Here is a 20,053-nt window from a genome sequence, read left to right as displayed (position 1 = left end):
CGGCGCCTCGCGCAGGACCACGGACAGCGCGTGCTCCTGCTTGTCCCGCCAGACGGTGAGCCGCGAGGCGCGTCCCGGAGTCGCCAGGGCGATGGCCCGAGCCAGATCGCCCGGGTCGTCCACCTTTGTGCCGTTGACCTCGACGATGACGTCGCCCGATCGGACACCCGCCTTGGCGGCAGGGCTGCCCGGCATGACCTCGGTCACCAGCGCGCCCTTGCCGTCCTTGACGCCGAACGAGGAGGCCAGCTCCGGAGTGAGCGCCTGGATCGAAACCCCGAGCCAGCCGCGCGTGACCCGGCCCTTGCTCAGCAGCTCGGCGGAGATGCGCCGGGCCATGCTGGCCGGGATGGCGAAACCGATGCCGGACCCGCCCCGGACGATGGCGGTGTTGATGCCGATGACCTCGCCTCGCATGTTGACGAGCGGCCCGCCGGAGTTGCCGGGGTTCACCGCCGCGTCGGTCTGAAGGAAGTCGTCATAGGGCCCGGCGCCGATCTGACGGGCCTTGGCGCTGATGATCCCTGCGGTCACCGTGGCCTGGAGCCCGAAGGGCGATCCCACCGCCAGCACCCAGTCGCCCACTTGCGTCTCGTTGGAGTCGCCGAGCGGCAGGTGCGGGAAGACCGCGGTCCCGTTGGCGTCCAGCCGAAGCAGCGCGAGATCGGTCTTCCGGTCGGTGCCCACGACCCTGGCCTTGTGACGCTTGCCGTCCACCGTGACGACCTCGACCTGCTCGGCATCCGCCACGACGTGGGCATTGGTCAGGGCGACACCGGAAGGATCGATGATCACGCCGGAGCCCAGGCTGCGGCGGGGCATCCGCTCCGGGGCGTCGCCGAAGAAGCGGCGAAAGTATTCATCCCCGAAGAAGTCGTCCACCGACGTGCGCCTGCCGCCCCGCCGCTCGGTGTTGACGTTGATCACGGCGGGCTTGATCTTCTCGGCGAGCTTGGCGAACGTCGTCGCCGAGACCGGGGTGGGAGCGGTGGCCGGTGAGCTGGCGACACTCGTGCCGAGCGCGCCCCCACCGAGCCCGAGGACGAGACCGAGCGATAGCATGACGACCGGACGCTGGATGTCCATGCGAGCGTGGAGCCTCCCTTTGGCCCTCGTGTGTTTCGGGGCTCACCCGCATAGACGCAGCAAGCGCCTCGGTCATTCATACCAGCCCGTCGGCGGCCCTTGCTCGGCCAGAGAGCAAGTTGGCCCGCTGCTTTGACAAAAAGTCCTGGCCGGGGCCCGCCCGGGCCCGGGAAATCAGCTAGTTCCGTCCCGCCGCCACGGCCAGGAGTTTGCTTTCTCTGGTGGGGCCGAACCCGACCCCGAAGGAGGAGCAAATGCTCGAGCATATGATCGCCAGGGTTCCCGAGCGGTGGCGGGAGCTCGTAGAGCTGCTGGTGGCGCCCATCGTGTGGATTCCCCACCTGCAGACCATCGTCGCCAACTTCTTCATGGAGTCGGCGTCGCCGTGGACGGCCCTGGCGAAGTACCTGCTCCTGCTGTTCCCGCTCCTGCTCGTCATCGCCGGGCTGTGGTGCACTCAGCTGTCGATCTACACGCTACCGTTCCGGTCCCGGCGGGTGTCGTTCGTCTCCACCATGCTCGTCATGTGGTGGGACGCCGCCCGCGCGGTGTGGCTCTATTGGGTCGGGTTGTTCCGGATGGGGATGGTGGTCGCCGGCTGGCTGTTCACGCTGGGGAGCCTCCTTCTCAAGTTCGGCGTGGAAGCGCTGCGCCAGCTCATCCTCATGCCCTTCGCGATGACGGGCCGGATGACGAGCCAGTACTTCCAGCCCGGCGTGCCCTGGGTGGCCTTCCTGATGCTGGTCTTCTGGTGCATGCTGGAGACGACCATCTTCACCTACACGCTGTACCCGACCGTCTCCGAGGTGCTGGCCGATCTCGTTGGCGCCGACCAGCTCCCGTCGATGACGGCGCCGCTGCTGTGGTTCTTCCTGTTTCTGCTCATCATGGGTAGCTTCGCCTGCGTGCAGGCGATGGTCGACGCCGTGCAGAAGCGCGAGCTGAGGTTCATCGTCCAGATCGTGGCCGTCGAGCTCTTCGTGATGTTCTTCGAGGTCATGTTCCTCTACCGCGAGCTCGTCGACGCCATCTCGCCCTGGATCGCGCTGCAATCCGGCGACCGCATCCGGATGGGGATCGGCATCACCATGAGCCTGGCTACCTTCGGCTGGGTCGGTATCCGCGGCATGACGTGGTTCCTCTTCGGTCGTTACGGGACCCCGCCTCTGCTGGCCTTCATCTCGCGGCAGCCGCTGGATGAGCCGGCGGCGGGCCGGCCGCTGCCCGCGCGCGAGGCGCCGGCCACGGCGTGGTGGCGCGGGCCGCTCGAGGACTTCAAGAAAGAGATCGACTGGCTGCACGAGAAGAGCGACGAGCTCAAGGACTTCATGGCGCTGCCGGTGCTTACCCTGTTCGCCGGCGCCCTCAATTTCGGGATGGTCCTCATCACGGGGCGGCCGCTCTTCAGCCTGCCGTTCAAGGGGCTCAAGGAGGTCATGGAGACGAAGGACATTCTCAGCGTCCTGCAGCTCCAGCCCCGGAAGCAGGGAAGCGTGTGATGGGCCGCCGCCTGGCCACCGCTCTGGTCGTGACCGCTCTCCTCGCGGCGTCCGCGCCGGCCGTTGCTCAAGAGGCCCGGCCGCCGCGAGGCTCGCTCTTCGTCGGCGTGGACACCAGCGGATCGTTCAGGCAGGACTACGACAACGCGCTGTCCTTTCTCGCCTATTACATCTACGGCCACCTCCGCGGCCTGGGGGGGTTGACCCGGCCGCGCGAGCTCTTCGTCGCCCCCATCGGCGGCCGGGACGCCAACGAGCCCAAGGCCTTCCGGCCGATCCACGACTTCGCCGGCAAGAGTATCCAGCAGATCGAGGCCGACCTCCGCCGCTGGTACCCCCCGGCCGACACGCTGACGGACTTCAACGCCTTCTTCCGCCAGGTGGCGCGGATCGCCAAGGAGCGCAACCTCGTCCTCAGCCCCATCACGGTCATGGTCGTCAGCGACGGCGTGCCCGACGTGCCCGGCGGCAAGGCGGGCGCGAAGGCGCTCTACCAGCGGATCGACCTCGGCCCGCTGGAGTTCCTGTCCAAGAATCTGACCCTGCGGTTGACGTACACGAGTCCGCGTGTCGGCGAGAACTGGCGCAAGCACGTGCAGCGTCAGCGGGTCCGACTCTGGACGGCCGAGGCCGAGGTGATGAAGAGCTGGGCGACCCAGCTCGTCACCGGCGTCGACCCGGCCGGCCAGGTCAGGCTCTGGAAGTGGGTCCGCGACAACGTCGACTTTCGCGTGCGCTCGCGTGCGCTCTGAGCCTCCCCTTCGCCACATGAGCGGCGCCCCCGCCCGCGGGGGCGCTGCGCCGCCTGATCGTCGCTGAAGCGCCTCTGCTTCGGCCTCTCCCCGGCCGTCCAGGCGACGCCCGCCATTGCGGTACCATTTCCCGCAGACGAGCGGGGGTGGGTGGGGCGGAGCGCCCGGCGAGCGTCCCTGGCGCTCGCGCCGGTGTTCGACTACGCTGCCTCTCGGCCGAGTCGTGCCCGGGATGTCGAAGGTCGACGAGCCAGAGGGAGGACGTACGATGCGCTCTCGCGCCACGGTCTTCGCGCTCTCGGTGCTGGTGGGCGGTGTCCTGGGACTGGCCTGGAACTGGCCCGGCTTCAAGGCGGCGTACGAGGGGTTCATCACACTGTTCGTCGATCCCAGCATGCCGCTGGCGGGCGCCTGGGCCGTCGTTCTGCTGGCCTTCGTCTCGGGCGTGAGCCGGATATGTGTGCCCTGATGGACGCCGATGATCTTCACGATCGCGCCCCTGGTTCAGGAGGCGAACGGCAAGAGACGGTGGGTGGCGACGCTGGGCGTGTTCACGGGCGCTCTGGTGCTGGTGCTCGCCCTGTTCGGGGCCGCCGTGGCCTGGGCGGGAGCGGCCGTCGCCGCCAGGGTTACCACGCCCTGGGCGCGCGAGGCGATCGCGGCCTCTGCGCTCACCGTGGTTGGCCTGCTCGCGCTGGCCGTCGCCCTCGGTGAGCTCGGTCTCACGCGTCCGCTCCTTCCCCGCATCGCCCCACTGGCCGCTCGCCCGCTGACGTCCAGCGCCTGGCGGCGGGCGCTCATCATCGCGCTGACCTTCGGCGCGACCATGGCGATCTTCAGCCCGCTTTCCGCGTACGCGATCGTGATCGGCTGGGTCGCCGCTCGCCAGAGCGCCTGGCTGGGCGCCGCGGCGCTGGCCGCATATGGTCTGGGGCTGGTAGTCCCGCTGGCCGCGGCCGGGAGCCTGGCCGTGCGTGGCGATCACGGCGCGGCCGCGTCCGAGGCGTTTCAGGCGCGCGTGCGGCTGGTCGGCGGCGTGAGCCTCGCGGTCGCCGGCGGGTTCCTGCTGTCGATGTGGCTCCTGCGCGCGACCTGGGCCCTGTTCGGCATTTGAGGCGGCCTCAGCGGCCGGGCGGCCTGGCCGACGACGGAGGCCCCAGCAGGTCGCTGATCAGGGCGCGAGCCGCTGGTCCAGACCAGTCGTGGGGGCCTACGCCGCGGGCGAGCAACCGGCCCTGTCGGTCGACGAGGTACATCGTGGGTGGTCCGAAGACCCCGTAGCGCTCGCCGGCGACTTGCCCGCTCCGATCGAGCAGCACCGGCGCCGTGTAGCCGCGCTCTCGCGCAGTCCGCCTGACCAGATCGGGGCTTTCCCGGAAGGTGATCAGGAGCAGCTCGAAGCCGCGGTCGCGGTACTCGCGGTAGAGGGCCTGCAGGGGAGGCAACTCCTCCCGGCAGGTCGGTCACCAGGTGGCCCAGAAGAAGAGCAGGACCACCTTTCCACGGAGCTCGGCCAGGGTACGTGTCCGACCTTCCAGATCGGGCAGGGCGAATTCCGGTGCCGCCTTGGGCGGCCGATAGGGCTGGAGCCCCGCGGCCGAGAAGTTCGGGCCGGCGGCGGCCACCCCGAGCAGGACAGTCAGGATGACCGCCACCGCGCCCAGGGGCCTCACGACTTGGCCGCCTCGCGCACGGCCGCCAGGACCTCCTCGGCCTGGAGCAGGTCCAGCGGGTTCTGCATGACCTTCGAGAACTTGACCACGCCGTTGCGGTCGAGCACGAAATACGCCCGCTTGGCGTAGCGGTAGATCGGGTGCTTCTCATCGGTCACCATCGCGTCCCACGCCGGGAGCATCTGGCGTCGGAAGTCCGCCAGCAGCACGTGCTTGACGCCATTTTGCTTGACGAAGGCCTCCAGGGTCTTCACGTGGTCGGCGCTCACGCCCACGACCTGGGCGCCCATGGCCTCGAACTGCGGCAGGGCCGCGTCGAAGTCCATGATCTCCTTGGTTCAGGGCGCGGTGAAGGCCTGGATGAAGGTGTAGACCACCACGGGGCCCTTGCCCAGCAAGTCGCTCAGCTTCACGTTCTTGCCCCCGGGGGCGGGCAACGTGAAGTCGGGCGCTTTCTGGCCCACTTCGAGGCCGACGGCCGGGCCCGCGACAGTCAGTGATGCGGCCACCAGGAGCGCCGCGATCCACCGTGTGCTTCGCATAAGAGCCTCCTCGGGCTACGGATGGTTGGGGGCAGTGTACTACCAGGGGCCGGACTGGCCCACCCGACCGCAATAACAACGGGGCTGACAGAACGGTTTCCCCGATGTGCTGGCAGCCCCCTTGCAGTGGCGCGGGCAGCCTCGCCCGGCGGGCCGAGGAGGTCACTTCCACCTGGCCGGCGGAGGAAGTGAGTCCTGAATACCGGCTGCGAACTCCCGGTTCCGTAACTTTCGTCGATGACCGCGGGAACTCAATTACTTAGATTCCGTCAACGGCTATGATCAGACCTCCTGCGAGCCGACGAGCGCGCCATCCAAACACCGAAGAGTGCTACAGGTGGCCGCTGGCCAACCGCTCATTGCGGAGCGCGAGTCAAACGCCGGTATCTGCCCGGCCGGTGCCCAGTATGGTCTAGAAATGCACGGGAGAGGTGCGAGGCGCTCGCAAACCCGGCCCGGTCGGCAATTTCTTCGAGTGGCAGATCTGTTACGGCGATGAGGTGACGGGCCACTTCGACCCGGAAGCGCGTCACGTACACCATCAGGGGAACACCGAGTCGGTCCCGCACGAGGTGGGCGAGGCGGTCCACGGACAGACCGACAGCACGGGCAAGCTCCGACGCCTCGAGCGGCCGGCGATGCATCTGTGCGACGTGGTCGATGAGTGTGGTCATCCGGGAGCCCAAGACCGACAACTGGTTCAGAGACGGGACGAACCGCGCAATGCGGTGAAGTACCTCATCGAGCCGGTAGGGCTTTGCCACGAGCTGGTCGGATGTGAGCGCCGCCCGCTCGCGCAGCACCGTGGCCCGATCCACCTCCGGCGTGAGAATGATGAACGCCGAGCCGGCGAATCGCTTCCGCAGGCTCTGGACGAAGTCGGCCGCGGGATCGGGTGCCGAATCGTTGTCGTAGAGAACCAAGAGCGGCATACCTCTAGCAGGGCCAGGTAGCTGAGTGAGCTCCGGTGCCGCGGTGACGACCCTCATGTATCGTGAGAGCATGATCGTGAAGGAGGCGAGCACTGCAGCGTCGTTCCCGATGAGAAGAGCGTTCTTGCGGTTCGTTTGCCGGTACTCGATAGCTCGAGCCAGCGTCGCGAGGAGGCGTTCTTTGTCGAAGGGCTTGGTGAGGTAATCGTACGCGCCGAGATTCATGCTAGTGACGACGAGCGGAACGTCGTTGAGGCCGCTGATCAGAATCACCGCAAGGCCAGGATCGGTCGCCTTCATGCGTCCGAGTACTTCGAGCCCGTCCATGCCGGGCATCAGGATGTCGAGCAAGACGGCATCGACTTGACGGGAGCGCACGACGTCCAGGGCTGCGTGGCCGTCGCAGACGGTCAGGACTTCGTAGTGCTTCCCGAGGACAAGGTCGAGGGACTGCAACAGTCCCCAATTATCGTCCACCGCCAGGACAACCGGTCGACGCCGGTCGGCGGGCTGAGGCAGTGGCTTACCCATAGTGCGCGATCAAAAAGTCGCACAGCAGAGGGCCAAACCCACCAACATTTGAAGCAATTGTAGGGGCCCTGTGACAGGTGGCAGCAGCCCCGGGTATTTTTTTCAGCAGACCGGTGCATTGACGGGGGGGTGGGTCTGCCTCACGGTCTCCGCCAACATGCGCTCTCGGGAGGCTCGGGTTCGATGGGTGCCCTGACCCGGGTGCTGGTTCTCCTCCAGATGCCAGGGCAGGCGCCAAGCGCACGGCCGGCGCCCCGCAGATGGGGAACGGGTCTGGTGCCGGCTTGGGATGCCTCCGCCATGGCCGGCTGCGCTGCCGAAGAACCGGCGACACCAGGGCCGCGATTGTCGTTGCGCACCCTTCGCCGCCCTCCGCCACCATCGGTTCGTGGTCGCGGCAGCGCTTCTGAGGCTACGAGTCGCCGGTGGCGTTCGGCGATGCGGGCCATGGCCTCGCGCGCGGGATCATGGAGCCGGCCACACCGGCATCAGGATCGAAAAGCGTCAAACACGACTGGCTCCACGCGCAGCATAGGACCCAAGAGTGTCAAACACAGTTCGCTCCACGCGGGTAGTGAGTCAAGGTAACCACCTGTAGGTAGCAGCAGGATCGAAAGGTACTTGACGGCGTGGAAGGCTGACCCTACGTTCGTCATGTGCCCAGTGATATCTGCAGCCGAGCGGAGGCGCGAGTCGTGAAGGGAACCAACGGCGGACCGCACTCCTATGCGGTTCCGGCCGTCGGCGAGGCCGGCGAGCCAGGCGCCAACTTTGTCCATGCGATCCTCGAAGGCGTTTCGGACGGCATCCTGGTCGTGTCCCGAGGAGGCATCATCCTCCAGGTCAATCAGGCGGCCGCAAAGCTCGTCGGCAGCGAGCGTGGGGTGCTTCTCGGACGCAGCATCCATGAGACCTTCTTCGACGCCCCCTTCGCATCGGCATTCATCGCGGAGGCCGTGACCCGACGGGCCGAAGTCACGCGAACCCACAGGATCGAGGGACGCAAGCTCCTTGTCACGGCCAAGCCGCTCGCCGTTCCGGGAAGTGATCAGGTCGTGGTCTTCCTGCGCGACGTGACCGGCCTGGGCCAACTCGTGAGCAGGCTGCGGCCCTCGGACCGGACGACCAGTGCCGACTGGACCGACATGCGCCGCGCGGAATCTCCGGCAAACGAGACGGCCACCCTGGTGATCGGAAGTGAAGCGATCCAGGCCGTCCATGACCTCGCCCTGCAGTGCGCCGCCGTCAACTCGCCCGTGCTACTCCTCGGAGAGACGGGAACGGGCAAGAACGTCTTCGCCAGGCTGATCCACGACGCCTCCCCCCGTCGGGACGGACCCTTCCATGTGGTGAATTGTGGGGCGATCCCGGAAGGGCTGCTGGAGGCGGAACTCTTCGGCTATGCGAAGGGCGCATTCACCGGCGCCGACTCTCGGGGCCGGCTAGGGGTCATCAATCTTGCGCACCGCGGCACGCTCGTCCTGGATGAGGTCGGTGACCTGCCGTTGAGCCTGCAGGTGAAGCTCCTGCGGTTTCTGGACACGGGCGAGGTCTGGCCGGTGGGCGGGAGCGAGGCCAGGCGTCCGGACGTCCGCATCCTGACCGCGACGAACCGGGACCTGGGCAAGATGATGGAGGAAGGCACGTTCCGCAGGGACCTCTTCTACCGACTCCACATTCTGGTCGTCCCGATCCCACCGCTTCGCGAGCATCCTGAGGACATTCCGGACCTCGTCGACATGATGCAGGAACAGCTAGCCCGACGCCTGGGCGCGAAGAAGACCTTTACAGGCGAGGCCATGCAGGCGCTCTGCCGCTACGTCTTTCCCGGGAACGTCCGCGAGCTCTGGAACCTCGTCGAAAGCCTCAGCATCCTCGTCAAAGGTGCAACCATCGACGTGAGTGACCTGCCCCGCGAGATCGCGAGCTGTGGGACGGGTTCGGCGGCAGCAGCTCCGGGCATTGAAGGGCTGAATCTCCGACAGGCGCTTCGGCAGGTGGAGGCTCACATCCTCCGCGAGGCCCTGCGCCGCTACGGAACGCAGGCCAAGGCCGCCCGCCATCTCGGGGTCGGACAGGCGACCGTCGCTCGCAAGACCAAGCAGCACGGCCTCGGCGGCTGAGCCGCCCCGTCTTCGCCCCGTCTGTACCCACGTCCCGGCACTCTTCACGCAGTCCGTCCGCCTCGGCAGGGCTGTTCGCGGAAAGGTTATGCGAAATCGATTCGGGCCTGCCCCGCGATGAATATCGGAAGCGACGCGCCCGATGTGCTCGACTTCCAGCGGAAGTCGACGCGAAATCGCTGAGGATAGCTCCCAGCGCCGGGCCGCCTGAACCGATTCTGGTTATTCAGTTTTGAATAGACCCCCGTGGCCGGCCACGTGTCGTTCCCCGCTGCCCTCGTTCGGGGCCTTGTGAATCGCGCACTTCCCCAACCCCAGCGACGCCGGCGCGATTGGCTTGAGAGATGCACCTACCGCCGACGCGACCGGCGTAACAGCGCAGTGCCGGCTTCAATACCTAAAGTGGGTGCGAGGGATGAGCGAGAGAAGCCCGGATGCCGGCACGTTTCTGGTAGTGAGCCTGGAGTCGGAGGCGGAGGAGGTAACGAGAATCGTGGAAATTCTCGAGCCGCTGGGGATCCCGGCGGAAGTGGTGGGCCGCGGGCACCAGCTGCGCCGAACACCGAGCGTCGTGCTGCGCGTGCCGCATCAGCGAGCGGCGGAGGCGATGGTGGCGCTGGAGATCCAGGGATTTGCCGAGGTGCTGGCGTACCGCATCGAGGAGTGAGGTCAAGGGGGTGATAGGACGGGGTGGCGAGTCGGCAGAGACGAAGCTGTTGTTGGAGTCTTGAATCTATCTATTCAATGAGCGGAGGAATGACAAATGTTGAGCATGCTGCGATTCGTTCTCGATTGGGTTCGCGATGAGTCGGGGGCGGAGCTCCCCGAGTGGGTCATCTGGGTTGCCGTGCTGGCCACGATCGGCGGCCTGCTCGTGACGCCGGTCCAGGGAGCGCTGGTCACCGCGTTCACCACGGTACTGGCCAATGTCCCGGGCGTCGGTGGCTCCTAAGAGGACCACCGTTCGGCAACGCGTGGGCGGCCCCATCGGGCCCCCACGCCGAGCCTTCACTATGAACGAAGTTCGAGCGCGCAACGGCCAGCGGGGCTCATCGACGGTGGAGCTCCTCTTCACCCTGCCGATGCTGTTCCTGATCATGTTCGGCGTCGTCGAGGCCAGCCGCGCCTGGCTCACGGCGAGTATCGTCAACGCGGCCGCCCGGGAAGGCGCCCGGATCGGTGTTCGCACACCGACCCTGACGGGCGATGCCTTCAACCCGGCGCCTGCGGAAGCCGAGATCGACGCGATGCTCACCGGGTTGAATCTCTCGGCCGGGGCCAGCCGCTCGGTGACGTGCGCCGCGCCTTGTCTGCCCGGATCTCCGGTGACTGCCACCGTGTCCGTGCCCTTTACGAGTATTCTCCCCATCCTCGACGCGGCCCTGGGCACCGTCAACATCACCGAGGCCGCCGTGATGAGGTTTGAGTAGGAGCCATGTCATGAAAAGACGCCTGATCATTGTGCTGGTGCTCGCGTCGGTCATCGGGCTGGCCGCGAGCCTGCTCGTCTATCGCGTCGTCGTCAATGTCGCCCAGGCCAACCAGCAGCAGCCGACCGAACAGATCCTCGTCGCGGCGGTGAACATGGACCTCGCCGAGACCATCACCAGCAAGCACGTGAGGCTCGTGCCCTGGCCCAAGCCCACGGTCCCTCCGGGGGCCATCCGGAGCCTGGCCGACGCCGAGGGCCGCGTCGTTCGCAGCTCGATCGTCGCCGGTGAACCCCTGCTCGAGGGCAAGCTGGCGCCCCAGCTCTCCGGCAAGGGCGGCATCATGCCGATGCTGGTGCCCGTCGGTCAGCGGGCCATCACCATCAAGGTGGACGACGCCATCAAGGAAAGCGGCTTCGTCCTGCCGAATAGCCGCGTGGACGTCTTCGTGAGCATGCCGAGGGCCGCGAATCGGCAAGACCGGATTGCCAAGCTGATCCTGCAGGACGTGGCCGTGCTGGCCGCCGGCCAGGCCGTGGAGATGCGGGACAACCGGCCAGTCTCGGTGACGACGGTCACGCTGGCGCTCACTCCCGATCAGGCCGAGCGCCTGGCCCTGGCCCAGAACGAGGGAAAGCTGACGATCGGGATGCGCAACCTCCGGGATGAGGGGGTCGTGCAGACGACGGGCGCGACCCGGGAGACGCTGATCGGCACCTCGGCGCCGCCGGCGAAGCCCCTGGCGACCAGAACCAGAGCCAAAGCACGGCCGCGGCTAACCCCGGCTCCGGCGGTGGTCAGCGCCCCGCTTCCGGTCCCCAAGATCGAGGTTCACACCGTTGCCGTCATTCGCTCCGGGAAGCCCAGCGAGCAGGTGTTCGTGCGCAAGGGCGAGACGTGGGTGGAGAAAGACGAACAGAAGAGGTGAATGTCGTGAAGATCCTTTTGAGATTGGCGACTCTGGCATTTCTTCTGGCGCTCTGGACGCCGGCGTGGTCTCAGGACTCGCGCATGGTCCGCGTCGATGTGACGATCGGCAAGTCCCAGGTGATCGACCTGAAAGAGCCCTTCACCCGGGTGTCCGTCACGAACCCCAACATCGCCGACGTGTTCGTCATCACCCCGAATCAGATCCTGATCAACGGCAAGTCCGCCGGGGTGACGTCGCTCGTCGTCTTCTACCCAAATCGCACGCTGTTCTTCGACCTCGTCGTCCAGACCGACCTGGCGCTCCTGGCGGAGCGGTTGAAGCAGATCGCGCCGAGAGACGAGATCCAGGTCCACCCGGCTCAGGATGCCGTCATCTTGAAAGGCAGCGTCTCCAACGACCACCTCATCGCCGGCGCCGCCGAGGTCGCTTCCGTCTTCGTTCCCAAGGGCAAGGTGGTCAACCTGCTCTCGGTGGCCCAGGTCAAGCCCCAGCAGGTGATGCTCCAGGTCCACGTGGCCGAGGTCGCCCGGGAGGCGCTGCGCGAGTTGGGCTTCAGCATCCGGGCCCTCGGCTCGACCCTGCAGGGCGGTCTGTTCCCGGGCCTGCCCTTCTTCCCTCCGGCGGGATCGCTGGGCGTGGTGACGTCCGGCGGAAGCCCCACCGGCCGCAGCACGCCGGACTTCCTCTTCACGTCGCCGCAGGGCGGCAGCGGCTTCTTCCTGGCCTCCGGCCGGCGCGACTACGCCGGAATGGTCCAGGCCCTGGCCGAGCGGAACTTACTGCGGACCCTGGCGAAGCCGAACATCATCACTCAGAGCGGCAAGGAGGCGAAGTTCCTGTCGGGCGGCGAGTTCCCATTCCCCGTGGGCCAGCAGGCTAACGCCCTCACGATCGAGTTCAAGGAGTTCGGGATCGGCCTCCTCTTCACACCGGTGATCGAGGACGGCGAGACCATCAGCCTGAAGATCCGGCCCGAGGTCTCGAGCCTCGACTTCAGCCAGGGGCTCGTGGCCTTCGGCTTTTCCATTCCCGTCATCCGCAAGAACGAGGCGTTCACCAACGTGACCGTCAAGGACGGTGAGTCGTTCGCCATCGCCGGATTGATCAACAACGAGGTGCGGCAGTCCGTCGGAAAGGTCCCCTTGCTCGGCGACCTTCCCATCCTCGGCGCGCTGTTCCGGAGCACGCGCTTCCAGAACAACGAGACGGAACTGCTCTTCCTGGTTACCGTCAAGCTGATCAAGACTCCTCCTGCAGGGTCGGCCGCGGCGCCGGATCCGACCAAGCTCATGGAGCTGCGCGAGGACGAACGGAAAGAGTTCACTCTGGCGCCGGGCGTGCCGGGCGTCGGTGAGGTCGTGAACCGGCCCTTCGGCAAGAGCAACCTGGCCAAATGAGCGCGCGATCGATGCCGTCACTGCTGCGGACCGTCATCATCGATTCCGACGATCAGTGCCGGGCGTCGACTCGGCGACTGCTGGCCGAGATCCCGTCGCTGCACCTGGTGGCGGAATACCGGGATCTCTCCCAGGCGCTCCTGACCCTGGCCACCCACCAGGTCGATGTCGTGTTCGTGGAAGTCGGCCCGGACACGACCTCGATCGAAGGACTCGTCCGGGCCGTGCCCGAGGCCGCGGTCCTGGCCATGGGGCCGGTGACCTCGGCCGACTTCGTGATCCAGGCCATCCGGGCGGGCGCCCTGGAGTTCTTGCGGCGGCCGGTCGAGCGCGCCGAGGTGGTCGGCGCGCTGGACAAGGTGCTCCGAGTGCGGCGCGGCAGCCCTCTGCAGCGGCCAGTCGCTCGGGTCACCTCGGTCTACGCCACCAAGGGCGGCCTGGGGGCCACCACGCTGGCCGTCAACCTCGCCGTGTGTCTGGTGGAGCGGCCGAAGAGCCGGGTGCTGCTGGTGGAGCTGCACACCTGCCCGTCGGACGTGGCGACGTTCCTCGATCTACGCCCCACCTATTCCGTCCGTGACGCGCTCGAGAATATCGGCCGGCTGGACGAGTCGTTCCTCCAGGGCCTGCTGAGCCGGCACCAGAGCGGCCTGCTGGTGCTGGCCGGACCGCTGCGCCCGGCCGGCGCGCAGCTCGGCGCCGAGCAGGTCAGGGCGATGATCGAGATCCTCAGATGCCACTTCGACCACGTCGTGCTCGATCTGCGCCACGACTTCGATGCCGGAACGATCGCGGCGCTGGAGGCGTCCGACACCATCCTGTTTCTCACCGGTCCCAATATCGCCGCCCTGAGGTCGAGCGCGGCCGGGCTCATGGCGTTCCGGCATCTCGGCGTCGACACCCGGAAGGTCCGGGCCGTGGTCATGCGCGACGGCACTGGCAACGACGTGACGCTGAAGGACGCCCGGCGCGCCCTCGACACGCCGATCTTCTGGACGATCCCCAATGACTACGCGGCGGTCGTCTCTGCCATCGATCAGGGACACCCCGTCGTGAAGGCGTCCCCTCGGTCGAGGATCGCGGTCAGCCTGCGCCGACTGTGCGATGCGGTCGAGACGGGCGTGCCCAGGGAAACCACCACGCCCAAGCGGGCATCTTTGCTGCGCCTGGCCTGGAGCCCGAAGGGCTCGGCGGGAGGGAGCTGATGGCTCTGTTTCAGCGAAAGCCCGAGGCGGTCAAGTCACCCAACGGCAACGGAACTGTCGAGGCGGCCCCCCGGCCCGAGCCGGCACGGCGCGTCGACGTGGAATACAACGAGCTGAAGGCCCGGGTCCATCGGCAGCTCATCGAGCAACTCGACCTGGCCAAGCTGGAGCTGATCTCGCCCGAGACCGTGCAGCTCCAGATCCGCCGCATCGTCGAGGGCATGCTGGAGGCAGAGGTCACACCGCTCAGCCGCCAGGAGCGGGAACGGATCGTCCAGGAAGTCTCGCACGAGACCTTCGGCCTCGGACCGATCGAGCCGCTCATGCGCGATCCCACGGTGTCGGACATCCTCGTCAACGGGCCCCAACATGTCTACGTCGAGCGCCGGGGCAAGCTCGAGAGCACCGAGGTGATCTTCCGCAACGACGCCCACCTGCTCCAGATCATCGAGCGCATCGTGTCGCGGGTGGGGCGCCGGGTCGACGAGGCCTCGCCCATGGTGGATGCCCGGCTGCCCGACGGCTCGCGCGTCAACGCCATCATCCCCCCGCTGGCGCTCGACGGGCCGGTGCTCTCCATCCGGCGCTTCTCGGCCGATCCCTACCGGATGCCCGACCTCATCGAGTTCGGGACGTTGACGCCGACCCTGGCCGAGCTGCTCAGCGCGGCCGTGCGGGCCCGGCTCAACATCCTGATCTCCGGCGGGACCGGCGCTGGCAAGACGACGTTCCTGAACGTGCTCTCCAATGCCATTCCCAACACGGAGCGCATCGTCACGATCGAGGACTCCGCGGAATTGCAGCTCCAGCAGGAGCACGTGGTGCGACTGGAGACCCGTCCTCCCAACATGGAAGGCTCGGGCGCCGTGACCCAGCGAGACCTCGTGCGCAACGCGCTCCGGATGCGCCCGGACCGCATCGTGATCGGTGAGGTCCGTGGCTCCGAGGTGCTGGACATGCTCCAGGCCATGAATACCGGGCACGACGGCTCACTGTCGACGGTGCACGCCAACTCCACGCGCGATGCGCTGTCGCGGCTCGAGACGATGGTGCTGCTCTCGGGCGTCGCGCCTCCGGTGCGGGCGATCCGCGAGTATATCGCGGCGGCGCTGGACATGACCGTCCACGTCGCGCGCCTCAGCGACGGCACGCGCAAGGTCGTGCGGGTGACCGAGGTGACCGGCATGGAGGAGGCCGTGGTGACGACCCAGGATATCTTCACCTTCGAGCAGCAGGGCATCGACGAGGAGGGCCGGGTGCGCGGCTTTCACCGGGCCACGGGCGTTCGCCCGAAGTTCAGCGAGCGCCTGCTCCAGGCCGGAATCAACCTCGGTCCCGAGCTTTTCGACCCTTCGCGCCGGCAGGCGGTGCGCTGATGGCCGCGGCGATCGCGATCCTGGTCTTCATCGGGGTGTTCAGCCTCGTGCTCGGGGGGTGGTGGGCAGCCGGGGTGCGGCGGCGGGTCCGCGAGCGACTCGTTGCTGCCGCCGAGCCGACCGAGCAATGGACGGGAGTCGTCCAGGACTCCCAGGCGCAGCGCCGGGGCCTGGTGAGCCTGTTGAGCCGCACCGAGCTGTACGCCCGGTTGACGAGGCTCGTCGAGCAAGCCGGGCGCCGGGACGCCGCTCCCCGCGTCGTGACGATGATCGCCGTGTTCGCGGCGCTGGGCGGCGTCGTCGGCGCCGTGAGGCTCGGGGGCGCGCAGTGGTCCCTGCTCCTCGGGCTGATCGGCGGTGCGCTTCCGGTGCTCTATCTCCTGTACTTGCGGCGGCACCGCGTACGGCGCTTCTCCGAGCAGTTTCCGGAGGCACTGGAGATGATGAGCCGCGCCATCCGCGCCGGTCACGCCCTGGCCGGGAGCATCCAGCTCGTCGGTGACGAGATGCCCGATCCCGTCGGCCAGGAGCTGAAGCGGGTGTTCGAGGAGATCCGGCTCGGGCTGGAGCCCGGCGAGGCCCTGGAGAAGCTTGCGCAGCGCATGCCGACCGAGGACGTACGGTTCTTCTGTACCGCCCTCCGGATCCAGCGCGCCTCCGGCGGCAACCTGGCCGAGACGCTGGACCGGTTGAGCGAGGTCATCCGCGAGCGGTACAAGCTGCTGAGCCACGCGCGCGTGATCTCGGCCCAGCAACGGTGGGCGGCCATCGTCGTGGGGTTCAGCCCCGTCGGCCTGGCGCTGCTCCTCCTGCTCGTCGACCCTAATTACTTCACCCCGGCCCTGAAGTCGCCTTACGGGTCGACGATGATCATGGTCGGCCTCGCCCTCGAGGCCATCGGATTCACCATCATCTGGCGGATCGCCAAGATCAAGGTGTGAGGCGCGTATGGATCCTGTGACCGTAGCCGTCGTCACGTTCGTGTTTGTCGGCGGATCGGTGTTCCTCGGCGCCGGCGCGCTCCTGCGCTGGATACCCGCCATCCGGCGCGAGCGCCTGCGCGCTCTGGCTCCGGAAGCCCTGACCGCCGGTTCCATCCTGCGCTGGGATGCGGCTCGCGCCGGCTGGCAGCAGTTCGCCGAGCGCCTCGGGCGCATGGTTTCGCCGCGGGACGTCACCCGTTTGACGAAGTATCGCCAGCGGCTGGCCTGGGCCGGGTACCACGATCCTCGCGCGGTCTGGATCCTGGCCGGCATCAAGGCGGGCACCGCGCTCGTGTTCGCGCTGGTCTATCCGGTGGCTGGCGTGCTCAGTCAGCGCATCATGCCCAATCTCCTCTTCTACTCGATCGTCCTGGGGGGCGTGGGCTTCCTGCTGCCGAACCTGTTGCTCCGAAGCCGGATCCGTCGCCGGCAGGAAGCCATGGTGAATGCGCTGCCCGAAGTGCTGGACCTGCTCACCGTCTGTGTCGAGGGCGGTATGGGGTTCGACGGGGCGCTGGCCAGGGTCGCCGAGCAGCCGGAGGCGCGGAAGAGCCCGCTGCACCAGGAGCTGCTGCGGATGATCCTGGAGATGCGGGCCGGCCGACAGCGCCAGGAAGCGCTACGTGCCCTGGCCTACCGGTGTGGCATCCAGGAAATCGCCACGATGGTCAGCGTGTTCATCCAGACCGACCGGCTCGGCACGAGCATGGGCCGGACGTTGCGGGTTCACGCGGACACTTCGCGGGAGCAGCGCCGGCAGCGCGCCGAAGAGCGCGCCTACCTGGCGCCACTCAAGATGCTCTTCCCGACGGCCATCTTTCTCATGCCAGCCTTCATGCTGGTGGCGATGGGGCCGCCGCTACTGCAGATCCTGACGATCCTCAAACAGTCCGGCAAGTGAGGGGGAAGCAATGAAGCGCGCGTTCGTCGCAGGCAGCATCATCGTCCTGGTGGGGTTGCTCTCGGTGCTCGGTCATCTCCCGGCGGCCGCTCAAGAGGTCACCGCCCAGGTGCGCACCTGGACCGGGCAGACCGTGCAGCTGTCCGAGCCGGGAGTCCTCGTCTTCTACACGGTGATACCGACGCCCCAGGAGGAGGCGCCGGGCACGATGGCCGGAATGCCGGGCGGCGGGACCCGACCAGAGATCCGAGGCTCATTCCAGTCCATCAGGCAGCTCATCGACACCGGCCCCGAGCCGCGGCGGGCCCAGCGGGATCTGGAGGCCCTGACGCTGTCCAGGGCAGGCGTCGAGCGGCGGGTGCCGGTCGAGCAGATCGTCAGCCTGACCATTTCGCGCGGGCAGCTCGCGGAGAGCGCGCTTCCGCCGTACGTCGCCCCGACCCATTACCGCTATTCCGCGGTGGCCCAGCTGGTCGACGGCTCGCGCGTCGAAGCGGACTATTTCAACTTTGGCACGGCAGTGGTGCGTGGCATGGCGGCGGGTGCCCGGGTGGAGATCCCGTTCGACGAGATCGAGACCCTGCGGTTCGACCGCTGACAGCCCAGGAGGGAATGTGGCGTGATTTCGAAACTCTTTCGCGAGCAACAGGGCACGGTGCTGATTCTCACTCTGATCTTGTTCCTGGTAATCATTGCGATGGGCGGGCTGGCCATCGACACGGTGCACCTGATCGCGGTCAGGGGGGAGCTCCAGAAGAGCATGGACTCGGCTTCCCTCGCCGGAGCCGGCAACCTCGGCTTCAACGATTCCGCGTTCCCCACCGCCCGACTCGCGGCCCAGCAGTACGGCGCTTTGAATCCGTGGCACGGGGGACCCGTCAACCTGAATCTCAACACCGCCAACGATCCGAGCGGCGAAATCGTCCTCGGCATCTTCGATGCGACCGACCAGACCTTCACGCCCTCGCTGGACGGCACCATGGTCAACGCCGTCCGCTGCCGGTACGCCACCCCGGTGCAGAACTACTTCATGGGGCTCCTCGGGTTTCCGACGGCCACGGTGTCGGCCGAAGCCATCGCCATCTCCAATCCGCCGCTGACGCCGCCGCCGAGCACGTGCCTGTTCCCGATCGGCGTGGGCAGCTGCCCCTTCCAGGGCGCCAGCTCGGCCGGATGTGGAGTGCCCATTACGTTCATCACGAGCAGCGGGACCGGCGACACCGGCGCAGGATGCCTGGCGCCGCCGTGTACCAACACGGCCGGGTGGGTCAGCCTCGATCCGAACAGTTCGCCGAACGCGGGCTATCTGCAGAATGCCATTCTCGGTGCGGCGAGCGGCAATTGTTCAACCTCGACGCTCCAGACCGGTAACTCGCTGGAGACGAACAACGGCATGATCCAGTCGGTCATGAACACCATGGAGTCCGTGTTCAAGCAGCAATGGGAGCAGTCGGAAAGCTACGAGGTCAAGAACGCCAGCAACGAGGTCGTCTACAGCGGCAAGGGCTGGAAAGTCTACATTCCCGTGATCCAGACCGAGTGCCCCACGGGAGCGATCTCCGGCTCGCACACCATCGTGGGGTGGACGGAGCTCGTCATCGCCCAGGTCATCAATCAAGGGAACTGCGCCGTCAATAATCCGTGGTCCCCGAATGGGTGGACCGACGTCGGCCAGACCAACGGATGTACCGGCGCGAACGCCCCGGAGAACGCCGGCGCGCTGCGGGCGATCTTCGGCTATTTCTCGTGCACGCTCTACCCGGCGAATCCAGTCCCAACGCCATTGCCGCGCAGCGCGCTCGCCAGCAGGCTGCGTCTGGTGAGGTGATGGAACCCCGCCCCGGGGGTGATCCGACCATCGGCGAGGCGCAGACACGATGCGGCGGCACAGGGACACGATGGCCGCGGCCCGTCTACCGTCCGGTCCGGGCCCCTCGTGTCGACTATCTGCGACAGCGGAACCGGTCTGGGCCTGCGGGACTCTCCGGCAGGGGTTTTTCATTTTCCTTGTTACTCCACCTGGCCATGCTGCTCCCGTTGCTCCGCTTCCCGGGCTTCGCGCCCTCGATGGCCTCGCTCGAGGTCTTTGTCGATGATTCACCGGCTCTCCCATCCTTTTCGGTACCCTCACCGCCCCAGGCTGACGTGCACATCGTCGTCGCGCCAAAGGCGGGCCCCCGGCAGGACGGCCCGCAGCGCTCGTCGCGCTCGACGCCCCCTACGCGACCGGGACCGCGAGCCGTTGCGGCTTCGGCGAAGCCCGCTGCGGGCACTTCCACTTCATCGACGGCTTCATCAACGGCCGCGCACCCCGAGCCAGGCACGCTGCCAAAGGCAGACGTACCGGAAGCCGCCGTGCCAGACGCTGATGCTGTCCGAGGCAACCCGGGACCGGCCAAGGATGAACCCGTCGTAACGGCTCGAGCGACGACACCCAGGCCGCCCGACAGGACAGGCGAGGAGTCGCCCACGCTTCAAACAGGTCCAACGCCCGTCGACGAACCGGTCGCGACCTCGGCGCCTCGGTCGAATGCTGATGCGAGCCCTCTGCCCGCTCCAATAGCCATGCGCCCGGAGCCGGCGCTACCCGCAGTAGTCGGGCCGACGCCAGTCGTGGGGGTTCATGACGCGGTCGAGGCGACCTCATCCCAACTGGTGGCGGCAGAGGCTCCCGTTCCCCAGGATAAGCCCA

Annotated in this window: 20 protein-coding genes; 16 read left to right on the top strand and 4 right to left on the bottom strand. The window is 67.3% G+C overall.

Annotation, left to right across the window (positions count from 1 at the left end):
* On the bottom strand, window positions 1-1,086 hold a 1,086-nt coding region (locus tag VFR64_16845; protein ID HET9491408.1), incomplete at its 3' end, for a trypsin-like peptidase domain-containing protein.
* A 254-nt stretch (window positions 1,087-1,340) separates the two neighbouring features.
* On the opposite strand from VFR64_16845, the gene VFR64_16840 reads away from it, so the two are divergent.
* The 4 genes from VFR64_16840 to VFR64_16825 all read left to right on the top strand — a co-directional run bounded on the left by VFR64_16840 (window position 1,341) and on the right by VFR64_16825 (window position 4,451).
* The gene (locus VFR64_16840; GenBank protein ID HET9491407.1) at window positions 1,341-2,585 is read left to right on the top strand and encodes a hypothetical protein; all 1,245 of its coding nucleotides are present in this window, start codon (window positions 1,341-1,343) and stop codon (window positions 2,583-2,585) included.
* Complete coding sequence (locus VFR64_16835) at window positions 2,582-3,337, top strand: hypothetical protein (protein HET9491406.1); 756 nt, start codon at window positions 2,582-2,584, stop codon at window positions 3,335-3,337. Before VFR64_16840 ends, VFR64_16835 begins: the two co-directional genes overlap by 4 nt.
* A gap of 268 nt (window positions 3,338-3,605) precedes the next feature.
* On the top strand, window positions 3,606-3,806 hold the full coding sequence (locus VFR64_16830; protein HET9491405.1) for a hypothetical protein: 201 nt from the start codon (window positions 3,606-3,608) through the stop codon (window positions 3,804-3,806).
* Window positions 3,807-3,815: 9 nt separating this feature from the next.
* Window positions 3,816-4,451 (top strand): hypothetical protein, encoded by a 636-nt coding sequence (locus tag VFR64_16825; protein HET9491404.1) that lies wholly within the window; start codon window positions 3,816-3,818, stop codon window positions 4,449-4,451.
* Window positions 4,452-4,458: 7 nt separating this feature from the next.
* Here VFR64_16825 and VFR64_16820 read toward each other — a convergent pair whose 3' ends face one another.
* From VFR64_16820 to VFR64_16810, 3 genes are all read right to left on the bottom strand, one after another.
* Window positions 4,459-4,962: a TlpA disulfide reductase family protein gene (locus tag VFR64_16820; GenBank protein HET9491403.1), complete on the bottom strand. Its 504-nt coding sequence runs from the start codon at window positions 4,960-4,962 to the stop codon at window positions 4,459-4,461.
* A 44-nt stretch (window positions 4,963-5,006) separates the two neighbouring features.
* Entirely contained in the window at window positions 5,007-5,552 is a 546-nt protein-coding gene (locus tag VFR64_16815; GenBank protein ID HET9491402.1) for a peroxiredoxin, read from the bottom strand.
* 356 nt (window positions 5,553-5,908) lie between these two features.
* Window positions 5,909-7,015 (bottom strand): response regulator, encoded by a 1,107-nt coding sequence (locus VFR64_16810; GenBank protein ID HET9491401.1) that lies wholly within the window; start codon window positions 7,013-7,015, stop codon window positions 5,909-5,911.
* A gap of 695 nt (window positions 7,016-7,710) precedes the next feature.
* Between VFR64_16810 and VFR64_16805 the strand changes: the two genes are divergently transcribed.
* From VFR64_16805 to VFR64_16750, 12 genes are all read left to right on the top strand, one after another.
* Window positions 7,711-9,138 (top strand): sigma 54-interacting transcriptional regulator, encoded by a 1,428-nt coding sequence (locus VFR64_16805; GenBank protein HET9491400.1) that lies wholly within the window; start codon window positions 7,711-7,713, stop codon window positions 9,136-9,138.
* A 415-nt stretch (window positions 9,139-9,553) separates the two neighbouring features.
* Window positions 9,554-9,805 carry a hypothetical protein gene (locus VFR64_16800; GenBank protein HET9491399.1) on the top strand — a complete coding sequence of 84 codons (252 nt, stop codon included), beginning with the start codon at window positions 9,554-9,556 and terminating at the stop codon, window positions 9,803-9,805.
* A 105-nt stretch (window positions 9,806-9,910) separates the two neighbouring features.
* A complete protein-coding gene (locus tag VFR64_16795; GenBank protein ID HET9491398.1) occupies window positions 9,911-10,090 on the top strand; it encodes a hypothetical protein in 180 nt (59 codons plus the stop codon).
* A 61-nt stretch (window positions 10,091-10,151) separates the two neighbouring features.
* Window positions 10,152-10,568, top strand: coding sequence for a TadE/TadG family type IV pilus assembly protein (locus tag VFR64_16790; GenBank protein ID HET9491397.1), 417 nt, complete (start codon window positions 10,152-10,154; stop codon window positions 10,566-10,568).
* 10 nt (window positions 10,569-10,578) lie between these two features.
* Window positions 10,579-11,496 (top strand): Flp pilus assembly protein CpaB, encoded by a 918-nt coding sequence (gene cpaB, locus VFR64_16785; protein ID HET9491396.1) that lies wholly within the window; start codon window positions 10,579-10,581, stop codon window positions 11,494-11,496.
* A gap of 83 nt (window positions 11,497-11,579) precedes the next feature.
* The gene (locus tag VFR64_16780) at window positions 11,580-12,896 is read left to right on the top strand and encodes a type II and III secretion system protein family protein (protein HET9491395.1); all 1,317 of its coding nucleotides are present in this window, start codon (window positions 11,580-11,582) and stop codon (window positions 12,894-12,896) included.
* An 11-nt stretch (window positions 12,897-12,907) separates the two neighbouring features.
* Window positions 12,908-14,101 (top strand): AAA family ATPase, encoded by a 1,194-nt coding sequence (locus VFR64_16775; protein ID HET9491394.1) that lies wholly within the window; start codon window positions 12,908-12,910, stop codon window positions 14,099-14,101.
* The gene (locus tag VFR64_16770) at window positions 14,101-15,477 is read left to right on the top strand and encodes a CpaF family protein (GenBank protein HET9491393.1); all 1,377 of its coding nucleotides are present in this window, start codon (window positions 14,101-14,103) and stop codon (window positions 15,475-15,477) included. Before VFR64_16775 ends, VFR64_16770 begins: the two co-directional genes overlap by 1 nt.
* Window positions 15,477-16,418: a type II secretion system F family protein gene (locus tag VFR64_16765; protein HET9491392.1), complete on the top strand. Its 942-nt coding sequence runs from the start codon at window positions 15,477-15,479 to the stop codon at window positions 16,416-16,418. Before VFR64_16770 ends, VFR64_16765 begins: the two co-directional genes overlap by 1 nt.
* A gap of 7 nt (window positions 16,419-16,425) precedes the next feature.
* Complete coding sequence (locus VFR64_16760) at window positions 16,426-17,361, top strand: type II secretion system F family protein (protein HET9491391.1); 936 nt, start codon at window positions 16,426-16,428, stop codon at window positions 17,359-17,361.
* A 10-nt stretch (window positions 17,362-17,371) separates the two neighbouring features.
* A complete protein-coding gene (locus VFR64_16755; GenBank protein HET9491390.1) occupies window positions 17,372-17,959 on the top strand; it encodes a hypothetical protein in 588 nt (195 codons plus the stop codon).
* Window positions 17,960-17,980: 21 nt separating this feature from the next.
* The gene (locus VFR64_16750; protein ID HET9491389.1) at window positions 17,981-19,189 is read left to right on the top strand and encodes a TadG family pilus assembly protein; all 1,209 of its coding nucleotides are present in this window, start codon (window positions 17,981-17,983) and stop codon (window positions 19,187-19,189) included.
* The last annotated feature ends 864 nt before the right edge of the window (window positions 19,190-20,053 follow it).

Source organism: Candidatus Methylomirabilota bacterium, assembly GCA_035709005.1.
Classification (GTDB): domain Bacteria; phylum Methylomirabilota; class Methylomirabilia; order Rokubacteriales; family CSP1-6; genus 40CM-4-69-5.
This window is presented reverse-complemented; position numbering and strand designations above follow the sequence as displayed.

Bases quoted from the DNA above. Each gene is read 5' to 3' on its own strand.
- VFR64_16780 (HET9491395.1), top strand. From the start codon at position 11,580: ATGGTCCGCGTCGATGTGACGATCGGCAAGTCCCAGGTGATCGACCTG.
- VFR64_16825 (HET9491404.1), top strand. From the start codon at position 3,816: ATGATCTTCACGATCGCGCCCCTGGTTCAGGAGGCGAACGGCAAGAGA.
- VFR64_16795 (HET9491398.1), top strand. From the start codon at position 9,911: ATGCTGCGATTCGTTCTCGATTGGGTTCGCGATGAGTCGGGGGCGGAG.
- cpaB (HET9491396.1), top strand. From the start codon at position 10,579: ATGAAAAGACGCCTGATCATTGTGCTGGTGCTCGCGTCGGTCATCGGG.
- VFR64_16830 (HET9491405.1), top strand. From the start codon at position 3,606: ATGCGCTCTCGCGCCACGGTCTTCGCGCTCTCGGTGCTGGTGGGCGGT.
- VFR64_16775 (HET9491394.1), top strand. From the start codon at position 12,908: ATGCCGTCACTGCTGCGGACCGTCATCATCGATTCCGACGATCAGTGC.
- VFR64_16770 (HET9491393.1), top strand. From the start codon at position 14,101: ATGGCTCTGTTTCAGCGAAAGCCCGAGGCGGTCAAGTCACCCAACGGC.
- VFR64_16755 (HET9491390.1), top strand. From the start codon at position 17,372: ATGAAGCGCGCGTTCGTCGCAGGCAGCATCATCGTCCTGGTGGGGTTG.
- VFR64_16790 (HET9491397.1), top strand. From the start codon at position 10,152: ATGAACGAAGTTCGAGCGCGCAACGGCCAGCGGGGCTCATCGACGGTG.
- VFR64_16840 (HET9491407.1), top strand. From the start codon at position 1,341: ATGCTCGAGCATATGATCGCCAGGGTTCCCGAGCGGTGGCGGGAGCTC.
- VFR64_16800 (HET9491399.1), top strand. From the start codon at position 9,554: ATGAGCGAGAGAAGCCCGGATGCCGGCACGTTTCTGGTAGTGAGCCTG.
- VFR64_16765 (HET9491392.1), top strand. From the start codon at position 15,477: ATGGCCGCGGCGATCGCGATCCTGGTCTTCATCGGGGTGTTCAGCCTC.
- VFR64_16810 (HET9491401.1), bottom strand. From the start codon at position 7,015: ATGGGTAAGCCACTGCCTCAGCCCGCCGACCGGCGTCGACCGGTTGTC.
- VFR64_16760 (HET9491391.1), top strand. From the start codon at position 16,426: ATGGATCCTGTGACCGTAGCCGTCGTCACGTTCGTGTTTGTCGGCGGA.